The following is a 24275-nucleotide window of genomic DNA, read 5'->3' as shown; positions in this document are numbered from 1 at the left end:
TTTAGATTTTTTTGGTTTTGCATTGCTTGATTAGGTTTTAGTCAGCAAACTTTTTTATGAAATTTTTTTGATCCTTTGTAAAAGTATTCTCTATAATGATTTGAATCTTCTTTTTTACTTTCTCTTCGGAAAATAGGTGCAAATTCGGATTAAAATCTTGATTAAGCAAATAAATATCATGATAATCAGTTGCCTTAATTTCCCTGACATTGTTCCCCAGCACACCTAAACGCCTCTTTTCGCTATAGAATCTGCCTAATCGTTGAGTATCTACCAAGGTATAACTTTTAATTCAGGCCATTTTCTTTTCCATTTAGTTTTTTATTAGCTCTTACTTTTAATTGAAAAAGATCCTCAAGACCGTAAGGTGAATAAACTTTCCAACCTGCATTCTCATCAAGTCTAACTCCTATAGAAGTGCTGGTTGTTGGCCATGAATCAATAGCGTCCTCTAATGTTAAATACGGTTTAAGGTCAATTCCAAATTTATCTTTCTTGACCTAATTTTATGACTCCATCTTCTTTTTGATAGGTTAGGTCAATATCGAAATATACAATATCAATATCTTTAATCGCATATTCTAAAGGGTTCCCTATCAAATAGTTCCATACTGTCTGTGCAATACAGCCGGCACCTATGTAATACTCCCTTAAATTTAATTTATGAGTCAGTTCAAATACCTCGACTAAAATCGGAGATAATTTGATGATTTCTATTAACCTCTTTTCGAGAGTGGATAAATCCATAGTCATTTATATTGCTCCTAAGTTTTATCAGTATTGTTTACATTCTTGCATCGCTCGTTCTTCATTTGGGTACATACATTCTGACAGTTAACTTACTGGCTCCTTCCGCCACTCATTATCGAATTCAGTCAATCATCAGCTAAAAAATCATCTGCCAAAAAGCCTGCTCAACATGCCTTGTCTGCCTTCTTCCTCCCTTACTTCTTCAATCGTTATGTACTTCTTGCCATATGTGTTTTGAATACTGTGGATCCCCATCTCCAATGACTTCAAAAGAACTTTTGATTCGGCCGAACCTTTATTTCTATACAATGCGTCAACAATACACTTCAACATTCTTTGGATCACCTTTGTAGGTTAATTTTCCATGTCCTCGCAAAACTTTATTGGGCGAGACTATGATTTTGTAATCGGTAATGTCCCACAATTCCCCTGTACCACGAAGATCGTACACTTGAACACTAATATTTGACGGTGCATCAATTCTCTTAAAATACATAAAACCCCAAACGACATTAGAAATAATAAAGATTGCCGATAATAAAAAGATTATTTTTTTCATTTTTCACTCCTTAAATCCGGCACTCATTATTTGCACGAATTTCAACATAAAGTTCCCGCGTCTACGACGCGACCCGGCCTTAGACAGTGCTAATCTTAGGTCGGGTCGTGTGTTGATTGAATATTCTTCTTTGTCTTACTTGTATGTGCCACATAAAGTTCTCGATTTGGCTCTTTCTTATGGATTAATTTATATTCTTGTAAGGCCTTTTTACCTTCATCATAGGTATTAATTACCGATACACGATCAACAATTCTTTTTCCATCGGTCGAATGAACTTCTATGGCTTCCAATAAAACCCACTGGTCCGGAAACTTGTTTCTAACTGTCGCCCAATTCATAAAAACACCTCATTTCATGAGCTTTTAATGAAAGTATATCATAGTTCCTATACTTTATTTCTTTGTGAATTTTCGTATAAACGTATTAAGTAGAATCTCGAACAATAAGTTCAAAATTGAGATTTTGCGACACAAAAATATTTCTCAATCGTTTTCCAATCTATCAAACGTCTCAAAATCATGATTCCGCTGTTAGCTCGTTGCGATAAAAAGCAGCGGGCTTTTTTCGCCAACCAGCCAGCCAATTACAAAAAGGACACGTACCTTTGTACGTGCCTTAATTAAAGCTTCTCTCGGACTCTTCCCACCGTTTTATATCTTCCAGCAACTTCGAATAATTCACTTTCGTATAATCCGTTACGTCTACTTCATATAACTTCCCCAGTTCAAACGTGTCATATCCTCTTGTCGTACATCTTTTTATAAATTCTTCATAAGTCAGTAAATGATCCGCTTTGCTTCTATCGGCCAGATGCTGCCCCTTTTTGTATGAAGTTACAATATGGCTTAAATGCCTGGCCGGGTCCAAGTCCCGCTTTTTTTGGCGTTCATACAAAACATCCAGATCGGCAGTCAATCGAATGGTCAGCACCCTGTAACCGTATCCTTCCGCCAATTTCTGAATATGGGGTTTCTGCTTCCGGCTAAAAGGATAATCAGAGATGATATTGCTTCCTGCTTGCATTTGCTGTTCCATGATTTCATAGTAGTTTGCCCAGGCTGTCCGTTCTACTTCCCGCTTTTCTTCTAAATTATGAAAGCCAAGCAAATCGGAATAATATTCCTTCAGACCATCCTGGGAAAGCAGATAAAATGAACCAAAGAAATTTTGCAAGATATGGCTGAGATAGGTTTTTCCCGTTCCCGGCAGTCCCGCCAATAAGATCAGAACCCTATCCATACCGATCACCTCATTGTATTGAGATGACCCTCTTTATTCATAAAGATACCTATTTTATGTTTTACAATTTCTTTCACCGCCTGATTGCACGGGATAATATTGTGACGCAATGACTTATTGACTTTCGTGTCTCTAAAAGTTTCCTTTGCCGTTTGCGTCCATGTTACCAACAACTCGGTACCTACATTAAATTTACGGATTCCATTATCGATTAATTCGTGAATATCCTTTTCGTCAACCCCCGTACCCCCATGAATAACCAAAGGCACATCGACTGCCGCATGGATCTCTTTTAACAGCGGTATATTTACTTCGGTTTTGGATTTATATTGACCGTGATTAGTACCGATGGCAATGGCCAAGGCATCCACCCCTGTTGCTTTAACAAACTCTGCGGCATCTTTGGGATCCGTATAAATCTGCTTATCTTCATCTACATGGATTCCTTCTTCAGTACCGCCAATCGTCCCTAATTCACCCTCTACCGACACACCATATCGGTGCGCATAATCCACTACCGCCCTGGTTTTCATAATATTCTCTTTAAAGGGCAAATGAGAACCATCGTACATCACCGATGTATACCCTTTGTCAATGGCCTCTTTAATATCATTGAAATCTCTTGCGTGGTCCAAGTGCAGCACCACATCCACCATTTCTGTTGTGGCCATGGACTTGCATACGGCAACGAAATTTTCATGACCGACATATTTCGCGGTATCTATGCTGGTTTGAATAATAATAGGGGCCCCTTGCTCTTTGGCCGCACGGATCATATCGGGCAACATCTCTAAATTATGGGCGTTAAATGCGCCAACCGTGTAATTTAATGCTTCCGCTCTGCGTGTCGCTTCTTTTAATGTGATATACATAAATCGTTTTCCTCCCCATCTTATCGCAAACCGCGCGCAACATCTTTGGAAAGCTGCATCATTTGATCCATCTTCTTTAAATAGATCTGCAACGATGCCTCATCATTAATTTTTGCCGCTTCCGCACGTTTCTTGTTATATAGTTTTAATAAAATCTTATAGCCGGCTCCAACCGATTTTTTCGCTTGCAGACTTTTTTCCAACGCCTCCACCGCCTGATCCTCTTCACCAAGCTCATGAAAGGCTAAGCCGATCTCTTCATAAACTTTTGCTTGTTGCTCTCCGGTGATTTGATTGACTTCTTCCTTCTTCAAGGAGATAGTGCGAAATAATTCTTCCTTACGTTCTGTGGTTAATACCGCTTCTGCCGCCACTGGCTTTTTCGGTTCTTTATCCTTCTTTTTGCCAAATCCAAACATCACGCAAACCTCCCGCTGTCTCTTGCTCGAATCCTAAAATGCTTTTAGAATCGGACCAATGATCCAGGCATATAGTAAAGCAGCCGCTACGGTATCCACATCTGTCGCCGTTGCATTGACAAAGCCCATATTATTGAAAATGGTAACCAACAGCGCCGGCAGCAGCGTAATGAAGAAACCATGGACAATACCGCCAATAATCGCCCCGCGGCGTCCGCCGCTTAAGTTGCCGAAGATCCCGGCGGTACCGCCCGCGAAGAAGTTCGTTAGTATACCCGGCAAGATCATAGCCCAGCCAAAGACCGGCAATACGAACATGGCAATAATTGAACCTATCGTAGTTGTAATGAACCCTACAATGACTGCATTAGGGCTGTACGGAAACAATACCGGGCAATCCAGCGCAGGCACCGCATTGGGAACCAGGCGCATGGCGATCCCTCTAAATGCCGGAACAATTTCACCCAGCAATAAGCGAACCCCGGCTAATAAGACGTACACCCCTACTACGAACTGAATGGACTGTAAGAACGCAAACATGAGATAGTTGGTACTTCCCGATAAGGTAGAACCAAATTCTTGACCCGCAAACACTGCCGTAATGATATAAAGAGGAACCATCACTACCATCAATGACAGATACGTGTCTTGCAAAAACTCGAATTGCGCAGGTAATTTCAAATCTTCAACCGATTTTTTGTTTTCGCCTTTTTCACCGAATAGTTTCGCTACACCGGCTTCCAGCACATAACCAATCGTACAAAAATGCCCCAGAGCAATTTCATCCATCCCGGTAATTTTGCGAACAAACGGTTGTGCGATCGCCGGCATAGCTACGGCAAAGACGCCCCCAATGAAGCCGCCGACCAATATCAATGCGGCGCCGCGCAAACCTGCAAAGTAACCAAACACCGTTGTCATCGTCGACATCCAAAGAATCGCCTGACCGGTTAAAAAGATATATTTCCATTTCGTAAACCGGGCAATTAAAATGTTAAATACAAAGATCGCCAAAAAGGTTAATGCGATATCCCGGCCTAGACCTAATTCATTCATCGCTTGACCGTTAATCGCTTCAATCGAAGGAATTATCCCTTGCATGTGGAAGCCTTTGGTAAAGATCTTGCCAAAATAGGTTAAGCTTACGACGATAATGCTGGAACCCGCCGACAGTACCATAAACCCTAACAACGTCTTTAACGAACCTGAAATCACTTGTCCTACCGACTTCTTTTGCAAAATCAACCCTAACATGGCAATCAACGCCACGGTGATGGATGCTTGTGTCAAAATATTCTGGATAATAAAGTTGACTACTCCCATATTCCCCCTCCTTCTTTTTGGAATGGATTAAGCTATAGCACCCTTTTCCTGTAATACCGGGGTGATTTTTTCTTCAATTTCCTGTTTGGATACAATATTTTTCAAATAAATAATTGTCGTCTGTTTGGGATCAATGGAGAATTTCTCAAATTGAGTTTGGAAGTTTTGCGCGGTCATGATAATATCCGGTTTCATCGATACGGCGGACGAGATATCGCTATGATCCAGCTTGGCGTCAACCCCCAACTTTCTTAAAACGTCCTCAGCCGCCATTTGACAAGCAAAACTGCTTCCCAAGCCTGCTCCACAGACAAACAAAATATTTACTTTTTGCATTCCGCTCTCCCCTTTTTTCAAATCATTTTGGCTGCTGTATATCCTGAATTGGGGTATCCCCATGCAGCGCCTGATTAAATGTCTTCACATCTTTTGCGGCAAATAACTTGTCTAATTTTTCTGTATCGTCAATCAACTCAACCAAACTTTTCATCACTTTTATATGCGAATGAGAATTCACTGCGGCTAAGCAAAAAACGATTTTCACAGGGTCATTATCCGGATGGCCGAAATTCACCGGTTCCTTTAACGTCATGACGCTGATGCCTAATTTATTCACCCCGTCTTCCGGCCGCGCGTGGGCTAACGCTAAGTGCTTCCCTACCACGATATAGGGCCCGAATTCTTCAATAGACTTGATCATGGCGGTTATATATCGTTCTTCAATGACCTCCTCTTTTACTAGAGGCAATGCAACCTTCGTGATCACCTCCTTCCAGTCTTGGCCTTCTTGATTTAATAAGATGTTGGAATCCTTCAAAACATCCTGCAGCATTGGTTGTATCTCCCTTGTATTAATTTTCAAATAATGTTGTTTAAAAGTTTCTTCTACTTTCTGATAGCTTTCAGGAGTTATCGTGCCGCCGCTGTCTACAATCAACTCCAGAACATCCTGCATCAGCTTCGTAGCATCCAGTTTATTGGAAATTGTTCTTCTTTTATCCTTATATTCAAATAAAAACGCTTTCACTTCTTTCTTGTCACTTTCCCTTAAAATCGGGTTCAGCAGCAAAACCGGTTTTTTGGGGTACTCAATCGGAATCGAAGTAAAGATCAAATCTACATCCAACTTGTCAATAAAAGCTAATTCATACGAACTCAAAACCGCTACAATCTCGATATTGAATTGCTTTTTTAAATTTGCGGCCAACAACTTTCCGGTTGAAATTCCATGATTGCAAATGACGACCGCCTGATAAACATATTGTTCTTCCTGGTTCATCCGGCTTGCCGAAGTGGAAAAGTATACCGTCAAAAAGCCGATCTCGTCTTCCGATAATGTTTTCTTGGTATAATCCTCTATACGCTTGCTAAAGCAAGCTACTGCATTATAAATGACCGCATAAGACTCTTTAATCGTGTCTTTTAATGGATTAACGACCTGTAAATCATTTTTCGCCCGGCTTAACAACCCTGTGATGTGCTTATACAACCCTTCATACAAATCTTCTTCTTCCTGAGAAAAGGGAATGCCCGTTACTTTCTCCACATGCTCTATTAATTGGATCGTTAACAATTGTGCTGCAACCCAATCCAATGAACTATTCATATCTTTGGGATTAAACGATTCGATCGTGAATGTAATATATTTAATTTCATTTAACGATGGATTTAAGGAAAAACCCGTACAAATCGCATCTACGAAATTTCTTACCGGACCTGCTTCGATCTCCGCTCTTGCTTTTGTTAATTCACTAACGGTACTTCCTTCCCGCACACGTCTTACCCATATCCCTAAAAATAAAATGATCTGGTTACGGTACAGATGATTAATCTCCACTCTGGACTTTTTCAACACTTCATCATAATGCTCCCCAAGAATCCGCAATACCCTTTTGTCCAAATAATCCAATACGAATTTATTTACGGTATCTGTCTCTTTATACCGCATCAGTTGGTCAATATCCGTCATACGATTAATCACATCGTACAGCATAGATCGTACGGACCGCTCATCCCCTTGCAATACTATACCTTGCTTCGGCAAACTCACTACTGAAATGGCATATCGTTTTAAATATTGACGAAGTTTGCGCATATCCTCATCCAACGTGCTTTTGGATACCTGCAGCTTCTCTTCCATTTCGTATAACAGTGTAGTTTTTGCGGTATCCGCAATATCCAAAAGCAAGGCAAGGAAACGTTCATCCGGCCGGTAATAATCTTTTTCCCTGTTGCCGCCGACTTGCGCCAATAACTTTTCGGATTCTTGATCAGGCAGGATCAATTTCATCCCTTTGCCTCTGGCAGTAGTAACCATTGGATATTGATGTTCAGCCAAAAATTCATTAATCAGCGCCAGTTCGTTTCGTAAAGTACGTTCACTAATGCGGAATTCTTTGCTCAAGTCCTCAAAAGTCAAAGGTGTATTTACTCTTAAAAATCTCGCAAATATTCGTTGTGTACGTTCCTTCATGAAATGTAACCCCTTTCGTATTTTGATTATAGTTTTTTGCATTAAAAAAGTTTAGTACATCTTTTTGCAACTTCAATCCGCAAAAATGTAAGCGCTGCAAATTCTATGCGCTATAAGGGCACAGGCGACTCCGTCCGCCTTTTGTTTGGCAGCCGTAATCGCCTGCTGTTTGTCAGCTACACGTTATTGAAGCCCTTCCTCGGAAACCGCCCGCTCAAAATCAGCCACGATCAACATATCGATCCAGCGGGCCCGGCGAAGCATGAAATGGACAACCGTTTCCTTAACCAGCGAATACCATAGGGGCCTGCGGGATTGCCCGATGATCAGTTGGGTGGCCCGCACTTCACCCATTCGTTGCAGCAACGCTTCACCGATATTTCTATGCCTCCCGAGCGCGGACACCTCCATCCTTCCGCCAAGCCGTTCGCATAAATGGCGCAACTTCTCCAACCTCCGGTCATCGGCATCGGATATGGCCGCGCCGCGATGTACATAATGGACGTACCATTCCGCCTTGAGCCGATGGGCGATGCGGAAGCCGCGGCGAATTAATCGTTCAGCTCTTGGACCAGTGTCTACACAGACGAAGATGACCTCCTGCCTATGCCCCGGTCCGCGCTGCGTGGTGTTGCGATCCCATGATTCTAAGCGTTCGTCTACATCGTCGGCGATTTCCCGGAGCGCCAGTTCACGCAAGGCAATCAAATTGCCGATTTTAAAAAACGCCCCCAGCGCCAGACCCACTTTTTCGAAAGCATAGATTTTCCCGTCCCGCATGCGTTGTTGCAGCATTTGCGGCGTCACATCGATCAGTTCGACCTCATCCGCCATTTTCAGTATCGCATCCGGCACCGTCTCCCGCACGCGGACGCCGGTTAACTGCTCCACCGCGTCGTTCAGGCTTTCCAGGTGCTGCACGTTAAGCGTAGAAATAACGGAAATACCGCTTTCCAATATACGGATGACATCCTCGTATCTTTTCTTGGTCCGGCTGCCCGGCACGTTCGTATGCGCGAGTTCATCGACCAGCACGACTTCGGGATGGCGGGCGATCACGGCTTCCGTGTCCATCTCCTCCAATTGCGCCGACCGATAGGCGATTTTCGCCCTTGGCACAAGCGGCAATTCACCTATCTGTTCCGCCGTTTCTTTTCGGCCGTGCGTCTCCAATAAGCCGATGACAACGTCGATTCCTTTGCATTGCAAACTGTTGCCTTCTTGCAGCATTTTATAGGTCTTGCCCGCACCTGGAGCGGCACCGATATATATTTTAAACGTTCCGCGGCGGATCGTTTCAATTTTCCTCTCTATCTCTTTGGAGCTAAGTCTGCGGAACGGCTCTGCCCCGCCGCTTGATTTCGCTTTGATCGGCAGTATCCGCTCTCCCTCATGCTTAGCGCGATCCGCCATTAAAAACACGTCCACATTCCGCATCTTTCTCAGCACCCTGCCTGCGATGGAACCTTGCCAGCGCTCCTGCCGGCGGCTTTTCTGGGAATGCCCCATCACAATTCGCGTGACATTATTTTGAATGGCATAGCGTACGAGCATGGACGGAAGCTTGCGCAGATGCGGCAGGGGAAGTTCTTTGCATCCGGCGTTTATCTTCTCCGCCAGCTTCCGGATCGAACGCTTGAACATTTGCTGATCCTTCGATAATTTCCGTCCGGACAAGACAAACGTAACTACAAGCAAGTCGCCATTCAAGCGTTTGGCGATTTGCTGCCCTCTGCGCACATAAAGCGATCCGTTCCAGTGGTATTGCGCCGAAACAAGGATCCGCTCCGCCGCCCCCGACGGACCGACCAACCCGAGCTCCTGGCGATGCTTCTCAAGCGAATCGTTAACCCCTTCCGCCATCAGCCGCAGCGAAATTTCCCGCAAGATGCCGAGATTGCCGCGCCGGGCCAGCGCCGGAAGCGTTTGATCGCCAAGCACCCCCTCGTCAATCCGCTTCAACATCGTCTCCGGCGAAACATCGATAAGCCGCACTTCATCAGCCAGTTCCAGCGTATCCGCAGGCACCGTTTCTTCCGCCCGAATTCCCGTCCGCTTATAAACAATCTCGTCCACTCCATCCAGCTCATATACGTTAATCGTCGTAATAATGCTGATCCCGCGCTCCATCAAGTAGCGAATGTCTTCCAGGCGCGTCTTAAACTTCGCTTCCTTGCGATTGCGATGAGCGAGGCCGTCAACCAGCAGCACTTCCGGATTGCGGGCCAGGATCGCTTCAAGCGGCAAGTCCTTGAACTCCTTGCCATCCTTCCGCCAGTGGATGCTCGGCACACGCTCCAGCTCCATCGTCTGTTGCACGGTTTCCGATCGCTGCATGGTCGATATCGCGCAAATAACCACATCGAGCCCCTGCTGCTTTAACAGCTTGCCTTCGTTCAGCATATGATACGTTTTGCCCGAACCGCTAACCGGACCGATTATGATTTTGAGCCGTCCCTTCCGCAGCTGCGAAATCGATCGTAAAATTTCTTCCGGCGATTTTCGCCTAAACCCGCTCACTCATTGGCCACCTCCCGAGCTGGAATCAACGACCGCTCCACCATCAATTAATCCTCTGTCGTATCGTTATTTCTTCAGCATCTCTTTCAAAGCCAAGTTTAGTTTGAGCACGTTGACCCGTCTATCGCCGAATACCCCAAGATCGCGATTCTCCGTATATTGGCCCACCAGCGTTTCCAGCTCAGCCGTAGAAATCCCGGTTAGCTTGCTGATCCGCGGCACCTGTACCAGCGCCGATTGCGGTGTAATGTGCGGATCAAGTCCCGAACCCGAGTTGGTGACAAGGGCAATCGGCAATTGATCGATCGGTACATCCGGGTTGTCCCGGCGCCATTGCTCGATTGACGCTTGCGTCCGCGCAAGCATATCCGGATTGGAAGGCGCGTAGTTGTTTGAACCGGACGCCTCCGCCTTGTAATCGATGCTCGATACACGTCCCTGGAAATAACTTGGGTCGGTGAACGGCTGCCCGATCAATTCGGAGCCGACCACGTTGCCGTCCTTATCTTTTAATAAACTGCCGTTCGCCTGATCAGGGAACAGCAGTTGCGCGAGGCCTGTGCTGACAAGCGGATATACGATACCGCAAAGGATGATGAACAACAGACTGGCGCGCAGGGCAATCCAGAAAACCGCTCCCCCGGAGCGCTCGTCCCGCCCCTCTTGCGCAATATTATTCATAGCCGGTTCCTTCTTTCTTCATTAAAGATATTGTTCAAAAAGCCATCTTAAATCCACAAATGAACGAGCAAATCAATCAACTTGATGCCGATGAACGGGGCAATAACACCGCCGCAGCCGTATACGAGCAAGTTGCGGCTAAGCAGGCGCGAGGCGCTCATCGGCCGGTAGGCGACGCCCTTCATCGCCAGCGGAACCAGCAGCGGGATGATAACGGCGTTAAAGATTAAAGCCGATAACACCGCCGAAAGCGGCGAGCCAAGCTTCATGATGTTCAAGGCGGCCATTTCCGGAATGGCCAGCATGAACATGGCCGGAATGATCGCAAAATATTTGGCGATGTCGTTGGCGATGCTGAACGTGGTTAAAGCGCCGCGCGTCATGAGCAGCTGCTTGCCGATCGCCACCACCTCGATAATCTTCGACGGGTCGGAATCGAGATCGACCATATTGGCCGCTTCCTTAGCCGCGGTTGTGCCGCTGTTCATCGCCAGCCCGACATCCGCTTGCGCCAATGCCGGCGCATCGTTCGTGCCGTCGCCGGTCATTGCGACCAGCTTGCCTTCGGCCTGCTCGCGGCGGATCACGGCGATTTTATCCTCCGGCTTGCTCTCGGCGATAAAATCGTCGACGCCCGCCTCCCGGGCGATGGTCGCTGCCGTCAGCGGATTGTCGCCGGTGCACATGATCGTCTTGATGCCCATCGCGCGCAGCTGATCGAACCGTTCCCGCATGCCGGGCTTCACCGTGTCCTTCAAATAAATGACGCCGAACACCTGTTTGTCGACCGCCACGGCTAGTGGGGTCCCGCCCTCCGAGGCGATGCGATGGGCCTGTCTCTCCAACTCCTCCGGAATCAATCCGCCTTGGGAAGCCACCCATTTGCGAATGGCGTCAACCGCCCCTTTGCGCACTTGGCGTCCGTCCTTCAGATCGACGCCGCTCATCCGCGTTTCCGCCTTGAATTCAACAAAGCCGCCCCCCTCGCCAAGCGAGGCGTCATAGGACTTCCCGTTTTTCTTCATCCATTCCAGCACCGAGCGGCCTTCCGGGGTTTCGTCCTGCACGGAAGATACCGCCGCCCAGGCAGCCGCCTCATCGATGCCCGCGCCTCCAACCGGTATGATTTCGCTGGCCATCCGGTTCCCGAAGGTAATCGTTCCGGTTTTGTCGAGAATCATCGTGTTGATATCGCCCGCAGCCTCAACCGCTTTGCCGGACAACGCCAGCACATTGAACTGCGTCACCCGGTCCATGCCGGCAATGCCGATGGCCGACAGCAGGCCCCCGATCGTCGTCGGGATCAAACAAACAAGCAAGGCGATCAGTACCGGAATCTCCAAATGAATACCCGCATAAGAAGCGATCGGCCCAAGCGTCACGACGACGATCAGAAAAATAAGCGTCAGGCTGATCAACAGCGTATTTAGGGCGATTTCATTCGGCGTCTTCTGCCGTTTCGCGCCTTCGACAAGCGCAATCATCCGGTCGATGAACGTCTCGCCGGGATCGCTGGTAATTCTCACCTTAATCCGGTCGCTAATGACGCGCGTTCCGCCGGTGACGGAATTGAAATCGCCGCCCGCTTCCTTGATCACCGGCGCCGATTCGCCGGTAATCGCCGACTCGTCGACGGAGGCGAGCCCTTCGATCACTTCGCCGTCGCCGGGAATCATCTCCCCTTGGAAAACGACGACGATATCCCCCTTGCGCAGCTCCGTCGAAGGCACCGTTTTAACGCCATTGCCAACCACTTTGTTCGCGGTAATCTCTTTCTTCGTCCGCTTCAACGTATCGGCTTGCGCCTTGCCCCTGCCCTCCGCCAAGGCTTCGGCGAAATTGGCGAACAGTACCGTAAACAACAAGATCACGAACACGGCGAGATTAAAGCCGGTGCGGTCCTTCGCGTCGAAGTAACCGGGAAACACCGTCATCAGCAGTACGATGACCGTGCCGGCCTCGACGACAAACATCACCGGATTTTTCATCATAACGGCCGGATTCAGCTTGATGACGCTGGCCTTCAAAGCTTGTGCGACAAGCGGACCGGAGAACATGCTTTTTTTACGTTTATCGTTCATGGCAGCTTCACCTCATATTCTTACTTAACGAATCGTCAGATGCTCAGCGACTGGCCCTAGGGCAATCACCGGCAGAAAAGTCAGCGCCCCGATCAAAATGACGGTGCCGATCAGCAGGAAGCTGAACAGCGCATTGTCCGTACGGAACGTGCCGATCGTCTCCGGCACCCATTGCTTGCGCGTCAACGATCCGGCGACGGCGAGCATCGCAATCATCGATATATACCGCCCGAAAAACATCACCAGGCCGGTCGTTATGTTCCAAAACGGCGTATTGTCCGCCAGCCCCTCGAAGCCGGAGCCGTTGTTGGCGGCCGCCGATGTATATTCGTACAGCACCTGCGTGATGCCGTGGAAGCCGGGATTCGAAATCGCTCCCTTGCCGAGATCGGTCAGGAAGGCGATCGCCGCCGGCGCCAGGATTATGAACGGGTGCGCCAGAATCGCAATCGCGATCAGCTTCATCTCGCGCGGCTCGATCTTGCGGCCAAGGAACTCCGGCGTACGGCCGACCATCAGTCCGCAGATGAATACGGCGAGTATCGCGTACATCAGCATATTGACCAGCCCGACGCCTTTTCCGCCGAATACGACGTTCAGCATCATCTCCGCCAGCGGCACCAGCCCCCCAAGCGGGGTCAGCGTATCGTGCATATTGTTGACCGTGCCGGTCGTCGCCGCCGTCGTCACGGCAGTGAACAGCGCGGATTGCGCGATGCCGAAGCGTACCTCTTTCCCCTCCATGCTGCCCTGCGAAGCGTCGATGCCCAGCGCGTTTATCACCGGGTTGCCGCTCTTTTCCGCGGTATAGACAACGGTCAGGAACACCAGGAACAAAACCATCATCGCCGAAAAAATGACCCAACCCTGCTTGCGGCTCTTCGCAAATCTGCCGTACATGAAGGGCAGCGCCGCGGACAATGACCACATCGACAGGATCTCGATCACATTGGTCAGCGGGCTCGGATTCTCAAACGGATGCGCCGAGTTGGCGCCGAAAAAGCCGCCGCCGTTGGTGCCCAGATGCTTGATCGACTCCAGCGAAGCGACAGGCCCGATCGCAATCTGCTGCGTCGCCCCTTGCAAGGTCGTTACCGAGAGCGTAGACCCAAGCGTCTGCGGCACCTGCAGCGCGACCAGCACGAGCGTGACGATCAACGCCAGCGGAAAGAAAATCCGCGTATGCGCCTTGACGAAATCCTCAAAGAAGTTGCCCAAGCTTTTTCCCTTGCTCGTAACGCCCCGGACAAACGCGACCGCGACCGAAAGACCCGTAGCCGCCGACGTAAACATCATCATCATGATCACAGCCATTTGCGAGAAGTACGAAAGCCCCGTCTCGCCGCTGTAATGCTGCAGATTTGTGTTCGTAATAAAGCTGATCACCGTGTTCATCACCAGCGTCGGCTCCATATTGCCGATACCGTTCGGGTTCAACGGCAAGCCGCTCTGCACCCGCAGCAGCAAGTAACTTACCGCGGCGAGCACGAAGTTGGTTGCGATGAAGCTGATCGCGTACCGCTTCCAGCTCATGCCTGCGCGATGCTTCAGCCCGATGACCGCATAAATGGGTTTCTCGGCCCAACAGAATATTTTATCCGTGCGATTGGGCTCGTTAGAGAAAACGTGGTACAAATAATTACCGAGCGGTTTGGCGATCAGCATCAAAATACCGATCACAATTACGATTTGCAGTATATCCATGACTGTTCCTCCCACTATTAGAGGTTGTTCAAAAAGCCATCTTTCCTTTTTGAACTCGCACTATAAACAAAACTCGTTAAAACTTTTCCGGATGAAGCAACGCATAGATTAGATAGACCAGCAATCCACACGTAAAAATCAACACGATAGTCATTCGCGTTCGCCTCCCGTATCCTCCACCGTTTTACCGCACCAAACGACAAATCCAACTATAAGCGCTAAGGCAACGGTCAACGTTAGCACCATCCAAATATCCAGCATCACGACACTCCTCCAATGGTTAATCAGTCAGGCGGCTGAGCAGAAACCCAACTTCCCCGTTTTTTGTGTGTACCACGTAGGAAGCACCGAGTGTTTTATAAATCACATCGGGGTACCACGCGGTCGTCACGACAGTTACCGCTTTGCAGGGCCATCGGGCAATGAATTGCAAATACTGGCAACTCAGCGGCAAGCTGGTCTCAAAAATAAACACGCGCCCGATCGGAAATGCAGGTACCCCGCTCACTTTATTACGGGTGGTATTTACACGTAAAATCTCATCCACTCCGAGTTCCTTCAGCAACTTTTCTTCCCTTTTGTTATTGGTTAGGGCAGCTACCGGGACTTTTCGGTACAGCAGCAATTGAACGAAGTTTCTCCCCGCTTTATTTGAAGCGGCCACTAAAATACGACTCTTCTCCATACACTCCTCCCCCGGATCAAGAAAGAAGGCAACAAAAAAGAAGCCTTGGAAAAGAGGAACCTTTTCCGCGGCTTCTTGCAGTCATCCTGACCGGCCCGCGACAAAATGTTGCCTCTCCACACGCTTACGAGGTTAGCTGACGGATTCGGGCGTGAGAGTCGCCCTACACCCGGCATTTGAAAGTGCCGGGTGATTCACCCCATGAAGCCGGCTAACGGCTTCCGTTGGTTCCCCCGTTCCTTGTGTCTTTCAAGGATTCAGCGTTTAATGAAATCATCATTCAATAAATATTACAGTTAGCTGACGATTCAGGCGGTGAGAGTCGCCCTCGTCTTCGCCGAATGAGTCATGACCGATGATTCCGCTCCAACCGTTCCGATCGTTCTGCTCTCACACAAGCTTCGGCACGTTGGTTTCGTCGATCGGCATATCCATTTAGAATCGAATGGCCATTCAATTCATGGATCGTATCTTACTCCTTAGCTAAATGGTTGTAAAACGACGCAGCCGGCATATCCGTAAAAAAAAGAAACTTTAAGATGAAGTTAGCGCTCTCAAAATATTAGAGCTTCATTTTCCTCGCAAATACTCGTGATTATATGGCATTTCGTGGATTTTTACGGAATTTTTACGCCTATAAACGGTTTATTTTATTCCTTTTTTACATTACCCTGAACTATAGTAGTAACGGGAGCATAGACGGACAGGAGTGGTTTAATGGATAAGTTGAAATCGATGTGGATGCTATGGAAGCCTTATGCAAGCATCACTTTGCTCATCGCAATCATGACCGCCGCCATGCACCCGTTCGGACTAGCGTTTGATTCGGTCAATATAGCACTTCTCTATCTGCTGCCCGTGCTTTGGAGTTCCGTCGTCTGGGGCCTGCGCCCTGCTCTTTATGCAGCAATGATGGGGGTCCTGGCCTTTGATTTCTTTTTCGTTTCTCCAATTCTGAGTTTTACGATCGCGGACTTGCGCTATCTGATCTCGTTCGGCGTTTTTTTGGCGGTAGCCGCGTTAACGGCCAGCCTGGCGGTAAAGCTGAAACGGCAGTTGCTATACGCCAAGCAGAGGGAGGAGCATACCGCCGCGCTCTACGTGCTCAGCCGGCAAATGAGCGATATCGCGGACATTCACTCCCTGCTCAATAATGTTTCCCGGCAAGTTTCGCAAACCATCGGTACGGAAATTGCGATTTTTTTGCCGGATCAACGGAATAATTTAGTGCTAGCCCACTGCTCTTCGGTTCATAGCGATTGGGGACAGGGCGAAACGGAAAAAGTGATGGCGAAGCTGGCGTTTGATCATGGCGAAGCTGTCGGAAATGGAACCCGTACCTTAAGAGACTCTCCAGCCCATTACCTGCCGCTCAGAACCGAGGACCGCGTGCATGGGGTATTGGCGCTCAATCTGCAGGATCGGAAAAGCGGGCTCACCACCGAGCAACAGCGGATGCTGGACGCACTGGGCGGTCTGGCGGCCACCGCCATCGCCCGCATGAAGCTGGCGGAGGAAGCCAAAATCGCTCATTTGACGGCCGAATCGGAACGGCTTCGCACCGCGATTCTAGATTCTGTTTCTCATGAGTTGCGTACTCCGTTAGCGGCCATTATCGGCTCGGCGACCAGCCTTATTGAAGGCAATTCTCTTTTTTCTTCGGAGGATCGCATGGAATTGCTGCTTACCATTCGGGACGGTGCCCTCCGTATGAATCGGTTGGTCAAAAACCTGCTCAGCATGGTGCAATTGGAAAGCGGCATGCTGCGTCTTAGAAAAAATTGGTGCGATGTGGAAGATCTGATCGGCGTCACCTTGGCTCAGGTCAAAGATTTTCAGCAGCATCGAAAACTGCGGGTAAACCTGCCGGCGTCCGTTCCTATGGTAATGGGGGATGAAGTTTTGCTCGAGCAAGTGCTGGTTAATGTGGTCAGCAACGCGATCAAATACAGTCCGGATTACAGCGAGATTTTCATAACGGTAAGGCCCGAGGACGACAAGCTTGTTATCCTTGTTTCCGATACGGGAATCGGACTTGCCGGTGACGATTACGGCCGGATCTTCGAAAAGTTTTACCGTTCGGCCGCCGCCAAGCAAGTGACGGGCACGGGATTGGGACTTGCCATTTGCAAGGGAATCGTGGAGCTGCACAATGGAACCATTACGGCCAAGCCGAATCAGCCGCAAGGCACCGTCATTACAATTACACTTCCCCTTAGCAAGCCGCGCGAAGGGCATTTTGAAGAAATGGAGGAGGATGACCATAAGTAAGCTTGGAGCTCGTATCCTAATTGTCGATGACGAACCCCAAATTCGCAAGCTGCTGACGGTGACTTTACTGGCTCATCAGTATTCAACTTATGAAGCGTCCACGGGGGAGGAAGGAGTGCTGCAAGCCTCATTGATTCATTCGGACCTGATCGTGCTGGATCTCGGATTGCCGGACATCTCCGGTATGGAGGTGTTGCATCGCATACGAGACTGGTCAAACGTGCCAATCATTGTACTAACGGCTAAAGACAGAGAAGAAGACAAAATCGCGGCCTTGGACAGCGGTGCCGACGATTATGTTACCAAACCGTTCAGCATGGGAGAACTGGTGGCCAGAATTCGCGTGGCGCTGCGCCATGCCGCCAAATCGGCAAACGAACCCGTGCTTCGGATTGGTGGACTAACCATCGATTTGGCACAACGGATTGTGGAAATGAATGGAGAGCGGGTAAAATTGACCCCAACAGAATATGACCTGCTGAAAGTCCTCGCCTCGAATGCCGGGAGGATCGTAACGCAGCGGCAGCTGCTTCAAGAAGTATGGGGCAGCCATCATGATGAGTCCGAAAGTCACTACCTGAGAATCTATATCGGACATTTGCGCAAGAAACTAGAAGAAGATTCGACCCAGCCCAAGTTAATCGTTACGGAGCCGGGAATCGGATATCGCCTGCTTTCCGGGGAATAATTCACCCGTATCTGCCCCTGAAAAAAACAGGAAACGCCCCGCAAGCTACTGGCCTGCAGGGCGTTTCTTCCACTGGAAAAGAGTTATTCCAATGAAATGGCTTCTCTGCTTTTAATAAGATAATTGTAAATGACCTGCGCCGCCATCGCCCGGTTAGTAAAGCGCTGCGGAGAAAGACGGCCGTCGCCGGTTCCCTGCATCAGGCCGGTCCCCAGCATATCGTTGATGGCTGATTGCGCATAATCGGCAATATCTCCGGCATCGCTAAAGCTCCGAGCCGTACTTGGGTTATCCGCCGGCAGCTCGGTTCCCGCCGCTGCCATGATAGAATGAAGAATCACGGCCATATCCTGGCGGGTAATTTTCGCTTCCGGCCTGAACCGGTTATCCCCTGTTCCCTTAACCAGTCCCATGCTCTTTGCAGCCGCCAAATACGGGCTGTAATACCGGTTGCCTGCGTCCGCGAAATTGCTTGCGTCCTCGCCTGCCGCCGGCTCCATTCCGAAAGCGTTCATGGTCATCACGAGAAACTCCGCGCGGCTAATGTCGCTTCGCGGCAGAAAACGTCCTTCCCCGCTTCCCTTGACGACGTCCCTTGCCGACAGGTAATTAACGGCTTGGGCATACCAGCTTGAAGGGCTCACATCCTGATAGGATACCGTCTTGCCCCCAAGGACAAAATGGCCCAACCGGCCGGTATGAAATACTGCCGCCTGCAAATCCTTGTTGTAATGACTGTTCAGCACCGCTTTTGCCGGGCCTCCTGCGTCAATTTCCCACACCGCAAGACCGTCGGTCTGCTCGTGTTCACCAGGAGTATAAGGAACGGACACCGCAACATCCGCCACGCTCCCTTGCCAGTCGATGTCCTTGCCGTCCATGCGCAGCGCCAGCTCGATGGCCGGTCTGCCGCCGATCAGCCCCAGCATTTCCGGCGATAATCCGGCCGGAACGCCGGGACGGACAACCAGTTCCACGATCGGACCGGCCGTACCGGTACGGCTCAGCATCCCCGCGGGCAGAGTCACGCGGGCATGCGGCGTAACAAGCTCAATCCGGCTCCGTCCATCCGTTTCGCTGAAGAAGGCGGACGGAAGCTGCGTGATAAATTCGCCGTCGAAACGGTTGCCGCTGTCGCTCAGTACAACGGACACCTTTTTAACCCCTCTTGCGTCTGCGCCGGCATTGGAAAAGGCTGCGCTGAGCTCCTCTTCAGTGATGGAGACAACAGCCTTGTTTCCGTCGATAGCCGCTTGAGCAATGATCGTGCCGGAGCCGGATGGAGCAGGCTTGACATTGCCCGCTGAGCTAACGGCCCCACCGCTGCCCGTGCTTCCGGAACTTTTTCCGTGATTTCCGTTTCCACTACCGCCGTTGCCTCTGTCGTCATCATCGTCGTCGTCATCATCGTTGTTGCCGCCCGGAACCGTTGGGGTAGTTCCATTATTGACTGTAGTAAAGCGGTAAATCGGGCTGCGCGTCGAGGCGCCGTATTCGTCCGTAATGTCCATGTACCAATAATAGGTTTTGCCTGGCGCAAGCCCGTTCCACGGCACGGAAGCAACATCGCCGGAGATTACTCCCTTTTGCTCCCCGATCAGCGCATCTTTGTACACATTAACCGCAAAATAATCGGTAGCCACCCGTTTTTGGATATCCCTGAACGCAAATGGCTCCGTAAAGTCCTCGGTCGCATCATCGAAGAAATTATAGTCATCCAGATACGGCGAATAGGTATCCACATCCAGCGTACCCGCTGCCGGATCAAACTTCAGAAGCCGGAGATAGCCGTTGCCGCCGTTTGGCCCTCCCTGATAGTCCGCCAGCATCTCGATCACCTGTCTGCTTGTACCGTCCGGATGCGTCACCGTCTTCACGACCCGTTTAGCCGCATGATAATGTCCGCTCAGCACAAGCTGTACATTTTTATTGGGCGCGATCACCTGATCGAATACATTTTGCGCCATATTGGATAAGGTACCGTTGGATTCCAGATAAGCATGCATGCCGACGACCGCAATCCGGTCCGCATGCTTTCGCAGTACTTCGTTGGCCCACGCCACGGTCTCCGGCGTATCCTCCAAGCCAAAGCCAATGTAAAGGAAAATAAAATCATGGCCGCCGAACGAAAACAGGTCATAGTGATTCCGGTTGTTGTCCATTTCCCCGCCGTACCAAGGATTATCCTTATACCGGTCGGCTCCTGCATATTTGCCGTAATAAGAATAATTGACACCGTCGATGATGACATCGTGATTGCCTGCAAGGACTCCGTACGGCACGCCCGCGTCATCCAGCTTTTTCAGGTTGCGGTCGGCTACCGCCCACTGCCGCTCATCGTTCGCAACGTTGACGATATCGCCCGTATGAATGGCGTAAGCAAAAGTGCCTTTTTTATACTCTTCGGAAATCCAGTCGCCCAGCCTGTCAAAAATTTCGGGGTAGGACTCGGCATAATACTGCGTATCCGTAAACCACAGCATCGTAAAAGGATCGTTGGCGCCCTTGACCTCATCCTGCACCATGGCCTGAATCCGCCCGTCACGGACATACCGTCCGGCCTCAATTTCGGCGGTCAGGATGATATCGGCCTCGGCGTTCTGGCCGGTCTCCGCTTTCAGCGCAGTCCACTTGCCCGCATCGTAATCCCAGGCATACAAGGTTACAATGCGTCCGGGCAGAGTCCGGCCCTTCCAATAGACCTCCACCTTGTCCGCGGGTTGAATCTCTTCCTTCAATTCAATTTCAAAGCGGTGGTACGGAAATCCGGAGTCGGTGTCCGTTACGAGATACTCTCCGTCCGCAAAGGCGATCTCACCGGCCTCGGCCGCTCCGATTTCAGTCTCGCCGTCCGGGTTCAGCACCAACGGAGGCTCACGGTCCGCAACATCGGTATAGCCGCTGATTCCCTCCGGTCTGGCAAAATCGTATTTGTCCCCTTGAAGGAAGCGGACATCCATGGCATCGCCGCCAGGATCGCTGACATTGGCCCGGAGTCTGGCGTTCGTCGGCACTTTGTCCGTAAAGTCAACCGGCGATACCTCGCCGGGCGCAAGCGGCTTCTCGTCCTCGATTTGGAATGATTTTTCCAGGACGGCCGTGTTCCCCGCTCCATCGTAGACAGTCACCTTCAGCCGATGCTCGCCTGCGCTCAGCAGAGTCGAGGATGAATCATACGGCAATTCAACGGCTTTTCCGTCAAGTTCGGCTTCAATTTTGCCTACGCCGCTCAAATTGTCCGAAGCCAGCACATTCAGCGTAAACGGCCCTTTGAGAAACATGGAGTTTTCCAGCAGCTGTCCGTCACCGTAAGAAATCCCCTCAATCACCGGCGCCGTGTTGTCCACCATAACCTGAACAGCGTCGATCTCCTGTCCGCCGATCGTCATCGTCAACGGATAAACTCCGTCCTGGACGGCTGCAGTGTCCAATTCGGCATACCGGGCCGTGAATTTGTCGTCCGGGACCGGGAAATGAAAATCGCTGATCATCGGTTTGTTGGGGTTGCTCCCATAATCCGCGTCGCCGAAGCCGTAATACGTGTCTTCTCTGTAATCCACGGTGGTTTGCGTCAGGTTCCCCAAATAGTTCAATACCTTATCGGGCTTAACAACGCTGCCGTCCGGCAGCACCAGGTGAACATTTTTCACCTCAAAGTCATCATGATTGTTGCTGCCGAACACCTTGTCATGATCCTTTAATTGATAAGGCGCGTTTTCGTTGCCGGTATGCACCGAAACGACGGTGCCGGTCACAAACAGATCCGCCGGCATGTCGAACATGGACCAGGCGTCATTGGTGTATTTCGGCAGAATGCGGCTGAAGAAGCTCGGTTCCCCTGCCGGGTCCAGCGCGCTGACCGAAGCCTGATAGATTTGGTCGACGCCGCGGGTCTGCATGCCTAGGCTTGCTTTGCCCGGCAATGTTTTGCGCAGGGGCACCGGCTGGCCGTTAAAAAGGACCTCGATGCTCTCGGCAGCCTGACGGCCGTACGCATAGAAGGAAGCTTTTCCTTTCAGCATGCTTCCGCCCTCTATGGATAAGCCCGGGTCCGGAAGCTCAGTGCCTGTCCCGCTCTCATTTACGGTCAGCATGCCGCCTCTGGAATTATAAGGCACTCTTGTCCGGTTGCCCGCAGCATCCGCCGCATCGATGATATAACGGTAAACGCCCGGCTCATCGAACGACAGACTGCCTTTATAGATATACTTGCCTCCGTCCTCTCCTGTCAGCGTAAGAGGCTGCGTGCCCGTGAACAGCATCGGCTCCTCCGTTGACGCTCCATACAAGATTTGGGCGGAAGCCAGCGGTTCGTCGCTCGTTACCGTAGCGTTGTAGGCCTGTCCTTTTCCCAGATTGTATACGGTCTGCTCGTGCTGCAGCGTAGGCGCGACCATATCCACACCGTCCACGGCCGGCACTTGACCAGGATCAATGCTGCCGGGATTGGCGTACATCCGGTTATCCAACCTCACCATAGCCGTTCCGGTTAGCGGGTACGCATAGCGGATCACCGCATTGCGGACATCGTTTACGAGACGGTCCGGGCTGCCGGTGGCGGTTGAATCATACCAGGCTTCCACTATGTACTGGTCCGGAGCGTCCGGGGATGACAGGGCCAGCCCGCGGTGCGTAGCGTTCGGAAGATTGAAGTCCGAAGGCTGCGAATTGTCGTAAAAAATAATGTCGCTGTCCGCCAGCGTACTGTTGAAATGCAGGTTGAAATCGGCGGTTGTGGTATAGCCTTTGCCGTTGGCCACCGCTTCCTTGGCAAACCAGATGACGGCCGCGCTGTAGGGCTCAATGCTGGTGTGCTGCGGAATGACCCATTTCTTCGGAGCCGTCGTTCCCGGATAAAGGTACCATATCGTGTAATCTTTCAAGTCAAGAGTTTGAGCGGAATTATTGTATAACTCCAGATACTCGTACTGGTTCCCGCTTCCATACCGGTAATCGCCGGCAGGATTCGGCAGAAGCTCGGTGATCAAAATGCGGGGAATATCCGCATCGGACACTTCTCCGGTAAGGACGGTCTCATATTCCGGAGATCTGGCCCACTCGATGCCGTCGCCCGCCTCCAGCACATAGTACAGCTTGTCCCCTCCAAGGCGGGCCGAAGGAATTTCGCCGGCAAACAAGCCGCTCCCCCGGTCTTCCATCGGCAGCTCGCTGTAAGAACCGTTCGCCGCCGTTTTATAATACAGCTTGACGGTAAGCGAATCCCCATCCTCATCGTACACGCCGGCCGTCACGGTTAAGGGCCGGGACCGGTCCGCCGTTGCGATTGGCGTATGATCGATTTGGGGAATGCGATTGTTTGTTGCCGTGAGCTGCGCAGGCTCGACCCGGCCGGCCGATGGAGCCGCTTCCCGGGCCAACGGGACCATCGCCGTTCCGCGCGAAGGAAGCTGCAGATGCACGCTCTTTCCGTCACCGACATCGTCGGCGGTGTAGTAATACTCACTGATGACCACGGAGGCATCCCCTTTGCGGGTAATGAGAAGTCCCCGGTCCGTATTGTTTAATCCGTCCTGCCCCTTGAGCACATAAACCGGCACGTTATCCGGCACGGAATGATACTGCCTGAAATCGGCTGCGGTCAGATTGGCGGCCGCCCCGGTAATGGAGGAGCTTGTCCGCTTCACCCACAGTACCGCCGGGCTATCTGCCGGAATAACTACGGTATTCGGATCATCGTATACCGTATCGGTTACCGTCAGATTTTTGACGCCGCTGTTGTAGTTATACCGAATTGCATATTCCTCGTTGAAGGCCAGAGGCTGACCGGAGCGATTGTAGATCTCTACATACTCGAACAGGTCCGCCCCGCCCGCTCCCTCAATTACATTCTGATTGGATTTGTCATCCGGGTAAATCTCGGAGATAAATATTTTCATTTCATCTGATGCATCCGCCTTCGCCGGCACAATGATACCGGTAAAGTTAAAGCTGGACATCAGCATGCCGCACGCTAAAACAGCGGCTATCACCTTCTTTTTCATGAGTT

At 50.2% G+C, this 24275-nt stretch carries 19 protein-coding genes and 1 riboswitch; of the genes, 2 read left to right on the top strand and 17 right to left on the bottom strand.

Features of this window, described 5'->3' with window-relative positions; genetic code table 11:
* Positions 1-287: 287 nt before the first annotated feature.
* From NYE74_RS10415 to NYE74_RS10345, 16 genes are all read right to left on the bottom strand, one after another.
* Positions 288-413, bottom strand: a complete 126-nt coding sequence (locus tag NYE74_RS10415; protein ID WP_276323237.1) for a nucleotidyltransferase family protein — start codon at positions 411-413, stop codon at positions 288-290.
* 73 nt (positions 414-486) lie between these two features.
* A complete protein-coding gene (locus NYE74_RS10410; protein WP_269059074.1) occupies positions 487-753 on the bottom strand; it encodes a nucleotidyltransferase family protein in 267 nt (88 codons plus the stop codon).
* A gap of 310 nt (positions 754-1063) precedes the next feature.
* Positions 1064-1309 (bottom strand): hypothetical protein, encoded by a 246-nt coding sequence (locus NYE74_RS10405; protein WP_155619612.1) that lies wholly within the window; start codon positions 1307-1309, stop codon positions 1064-1066.
* 95 nt (positions 1310-1404) lie between these two features.
* Positions 1405-1650, bottom strand: coding sequence for a hypothetical protein (locus NYE74_RS10400; protein WP_036620169.1), 246 nt, complete (start codon positions 1648-1650; stop codon positions 1405-1407).
* Between the two features lie 277 nt (positions 1651-1927).
* On the bottom strand, positions 1928-2551 hold the full coding sequence (locus NYE74_RS10395) for an AAA family ATPase (RefSeq protein ID WP_036620167.1): 624 nt from the start codon (positions 2549-2551) through the stop codon (positions 1928-1930).
* A 5-nt stretch (positions 2552-2556) separates the two neighbouring features.
* Positions 2557-3423 (bottom strand): class II fructose-bisphosphate aldolase, encoded by an 867-nt coding sequence (locus NYE74_RS10390; protein ID WP_036620166.1) that lies wholly within the window; start codon positions 3421-3423, stop codon positions 2557-2559.
* A gap of 20 nt (positions 3424-3443) precedes the next feature.
* Complete coding sequence (locus NYE74_RS10385) at positions 3444-3842, bottom strand: tetratricopeptide repeat protein (RefSeq protein WP_155619610.1); 399 nt, start codon at positions 3840-3842, stop codon at positions 3444-3446.
* A gap of 33 nt (positions 3843-3875) precedes the next feature.
* Positions 3876-5165, bottom strand: coding sequence for a PTS sugar transporter subunit IIC (locus tag NYE74_RS10380; protein WP_155619609.1), 1290 nt, complete (start codon positions 5163-5165; stop codon positions 3876-3878).
* Positions 5166-5192: 27 nt separating this feature from the next.
* Entirely contained in the window at positions 5193-5501 is a 309-nt protein-coding gene (locus NYE74_RS10375) for a PTS sugar transporter subunit IIB (RefSeq protein WP_124333064.1), read from the bottom strand.
* 22 nt (positions 5502-5523) lie between these two features.
* Positions 5524-7638 (bottom strand): BglG family transcription antiterminator, encoded by a 2115-nt coding sequence (locus NYE74_RS10370; protein WP_341004785.1) that lies wholly within the window; start codon positions 7636-7638, stop codon positions 5524-5526.
* Positions 7639-7821: 183 nt separating this feature from the next.
* The gene (locus tag NYE74_RS10365; RefSeq protein ID WP_036620154.1) at positions 7822-10158 is read right to left on the bottom strand and encodes a histidine kinase; all 2337 of its coding nucleotides are present in this window, start codon (positions 10156-10158) and stop codon (positions 7822-7824) included.
* Positions 10159-10224: 66 nt separating this feature from the next.
* Positions 10225-10839, bottom strand: coding sequence for a potassium-transporting ATPase subunit KdpC (kdpC, locus tag NYE74_RS10360; RefSeq protein WP_036620153.1), 615 nt, complete (start codon positions 10837-10839; stop codon positions 10225-10227).
* A 47-nt stretch (positions 10840-10886) separates the two neighbouring features.
* On the bottom strand, positions 10887-12920 hold the full coding sequence (kdpB, locus tag NYE74_RS10355) for a potassium-transporting ATPase subunit KdpB (protein WP_341004784.1): 2034 nt from the start codon (positions 12918-12920) through the stop codon (positions 10887-10889).
* A gap of 24 nt (positions 12921-12944) precedes the next feature.
* The gene (kdpA, locus tag NYE74_RS10350; protein WP_341004783.1) at positions 12945-14624 is read right to left on the bottom strand and encodes a potassium-transporting ATPase subunit KdpA; all 1680 of its coding nucleotides are present in this window, start codon (positions 14622-14624) and stop codon (positions 12945-12947) included.
* Positions 14625-14700: 76 nt separating this feature from the next.
* Complete coding sequence (gene kdpF, locus NYE74_RS33315) at positions 14701-14778, bottom strand: K(+)-transporting ATPase subunit F (RefSeq protein WP_082208019.1); 78 nt, start codon at positions 14776-14778, stop codon at positions 14701-14703.
* A 126-nt stretch (positions 14779-14904) separates the two neighbouring features.
* On the bottom strand, positions 14905-15309 hold the full coding sequence (locus NYE74_RS10345) for a hypothetical protein (protein ID WP_341004782.1): 405 nt from the start codon (positions 15307-15309) through the stop codon (positions 14905-14907).
* Positions 15310-15416: 107 nt separating this feature from the next.
* Positions 15417-15582: riboswitch (cyclic di-AMP (ydaO/yuaA leader) on the bottom strand.
* A gap of 444 nt (positions 15583-16026) precedes the next feature.
* Between NYE74_RS10345 and NYE74_RS10340 the strand changes: the two genes are divergently transcribed.
* Positions 16027-17580, top strand: a complete 1554-nt coding sequence (locus NYE74_RS10340) for an ATP-binding protein (protein WP_341004781.1) — start codon at positions 16027-16029, stop codon at positions 17578-17580.
* The gene (locus NYE74_RS10335) at positions 17567-18268 is read left to right on the top strand and encodes a response regulator (protein WP_036620148.1); all 702 of its coding nucleotides are present in this window, start codon (positions 17567-17569) and stop codon (positions 18266-18268) included. The genes NYE74_RS10340 and NYE74_RS10335 overlap by 14 nt, the downstream gene beginning before the upstream one ends.
* Positions 18269-18351: 83 nt before the next feature.
* On the opposite strand, the gene NYE74_RS10330 is transcribed toward NYE74_RS10335, so the two are convergent.
* Complete coding sequence (locus NYE74_RS10330) at positions 18352-24270, bottom strand: S-layer homology domain-containing protein (RefSeq protein ID WP_341004780.1); 5919 nt, start codon at positions 24268-24270, stop codon at positions 18352-18354.
* Between the last annotated feature and the right edge of the window lie 5 nt (positions 24271-24275).

Origin of the sequence: Paenibacillus sp. FSL P4-0127 (genome assembly GCF_038007325.1) — a bacterium.
Lineage (GTDB): Bacteria > Bacillota > Bacilli > Paenibacillales > Paenibacillaceae > Fontibacillus > Fontibacillus macerans.
This window is presented reverse-complemented; position numbering and strand designations above follow the sequence as displayed.

Excerpts from the sequence above, each read along its gene's own strand:
- NYE74_RS10410 (WP_269059074.1), bottom strand. The coding sequence starts at position 753 with ATGACTATGGATTTATCCACTCTCGAAAAGAGGTTAATAGAAATCATC.
- NYE74_RS10405 (WP_155619612.1), bottom strand. The coding sequence starts at position 1,309 with ATGAAAAAAATAATCTTTTTATTATCGGCAATCTTTATTATTTCTAAT.
- NYE74_RS10400 (WP_036620169.1), bottom strand. The coding sequence starts at position 1,650 with ATGAATTGGGCGACAGTTAGAAACAAGTTTCCGGACCAGTGGGTTTTA.
- NYE74_RS10395 (WP_036620167.1), bottom strand. The coding sequence starts at position 2,551 with ATGGATAGGGTTCTGATCTTATTGGCGGGACTGCCGGGAACGGGAAAA.
- NYE74_RS10390 (WP_036620166.1), bottom strand. The coding sequence starts at position 3,423 with ATGTATATCACATTAAAAGAAGCGACACGCAGAGCGGAAGCATTAAAT.
- NYE74_RS10385 (WP_155619610.1), bottom strand. The coding sequence starts at position 3,842 with ATGTTTGGATTTGGCAAAAAGAAGGATAAAGAACCGAAAAAGCCAGTG.
- NYE74_RS10380 (WP_155619609.1), bottom strand. The coding sequence starts at position 5,165 with ATGGGAGTAGTCAACTTTATTATCCAGAATATTTTGACACAAGCATCC.
- NYE74_RS10375 (WP_124333064.1), bottom strand. The coding sequence starts at position 5,501 with ATGCAAAAAGTAAATATTTTGTTTGTCTGTGGAGCAGGCTTGGGAAGC.
- NYE74_RS10370 (WP_341004785.1), bottom strand. The coding sequence starts at position 7,638 with ATGAAGGAACGTACACAACGAATATTTGCGAGATTTTTAAGAGTAAAT.
- kdpC (WP_036620153.1), bottom strand. The coding sequence starts at position 10,839 with ATGAATAATATTGCGCAAGAGGGGCGGGACGAGCGCTCCGGGGGAGCG.
- kdpB (WP_341004784.1), bottom strand. The coding sequence starts at position 12,920 with ATGAACGATAAACGTAAAAAAAGCATGTTCTCCGGTCCGCTTGTCGCA.
- kdpA (WP_341004783.1), bottom strand. The coding sequence starts at position 14,624 with ATGGATATACTGCAAATCGTAATTGTGATCGGTATTTTGATGCTGATC.
- kdpF (WP_082208019.1), bottom strand. The coding sequence starts at position 14,778 with ATGACTATCGTGTTGATTTTTACGTGTGGATTGCTGGTCTATCTAATC.
- NYE74_RS10345 (WP_341004782.1), bottom strand. The coding sequence starts at position 15,309 with ATGGAGAAGAGTCGTATTTTAGTGGCCGCTTCAAATAAAGCGGGGAGA.
- NYE74_RS10340 (WP_341004781.1), top strand. The coding sequence starts at position 16,027 with ATGGATAAGTTGAAATCGATGTGGATGCTATGGAAGCCTTATGCAAGC.
- NYE74_RS10335 (WP_036620148.1), top strand. The coding sequence starts at position 17,567 with ATGACCATAAGTAAGCTTGGAGCTCGTATCCTAATTGTCGATGACGAA.
- NYE74_RS10330 (WP_341004780.1), bottom strand. The coding sequence starts at position 24,270 with ATGAAAAAGAAGGTGATAGCCGCTGTTTTAGCGTGCGGCATGCTGATG.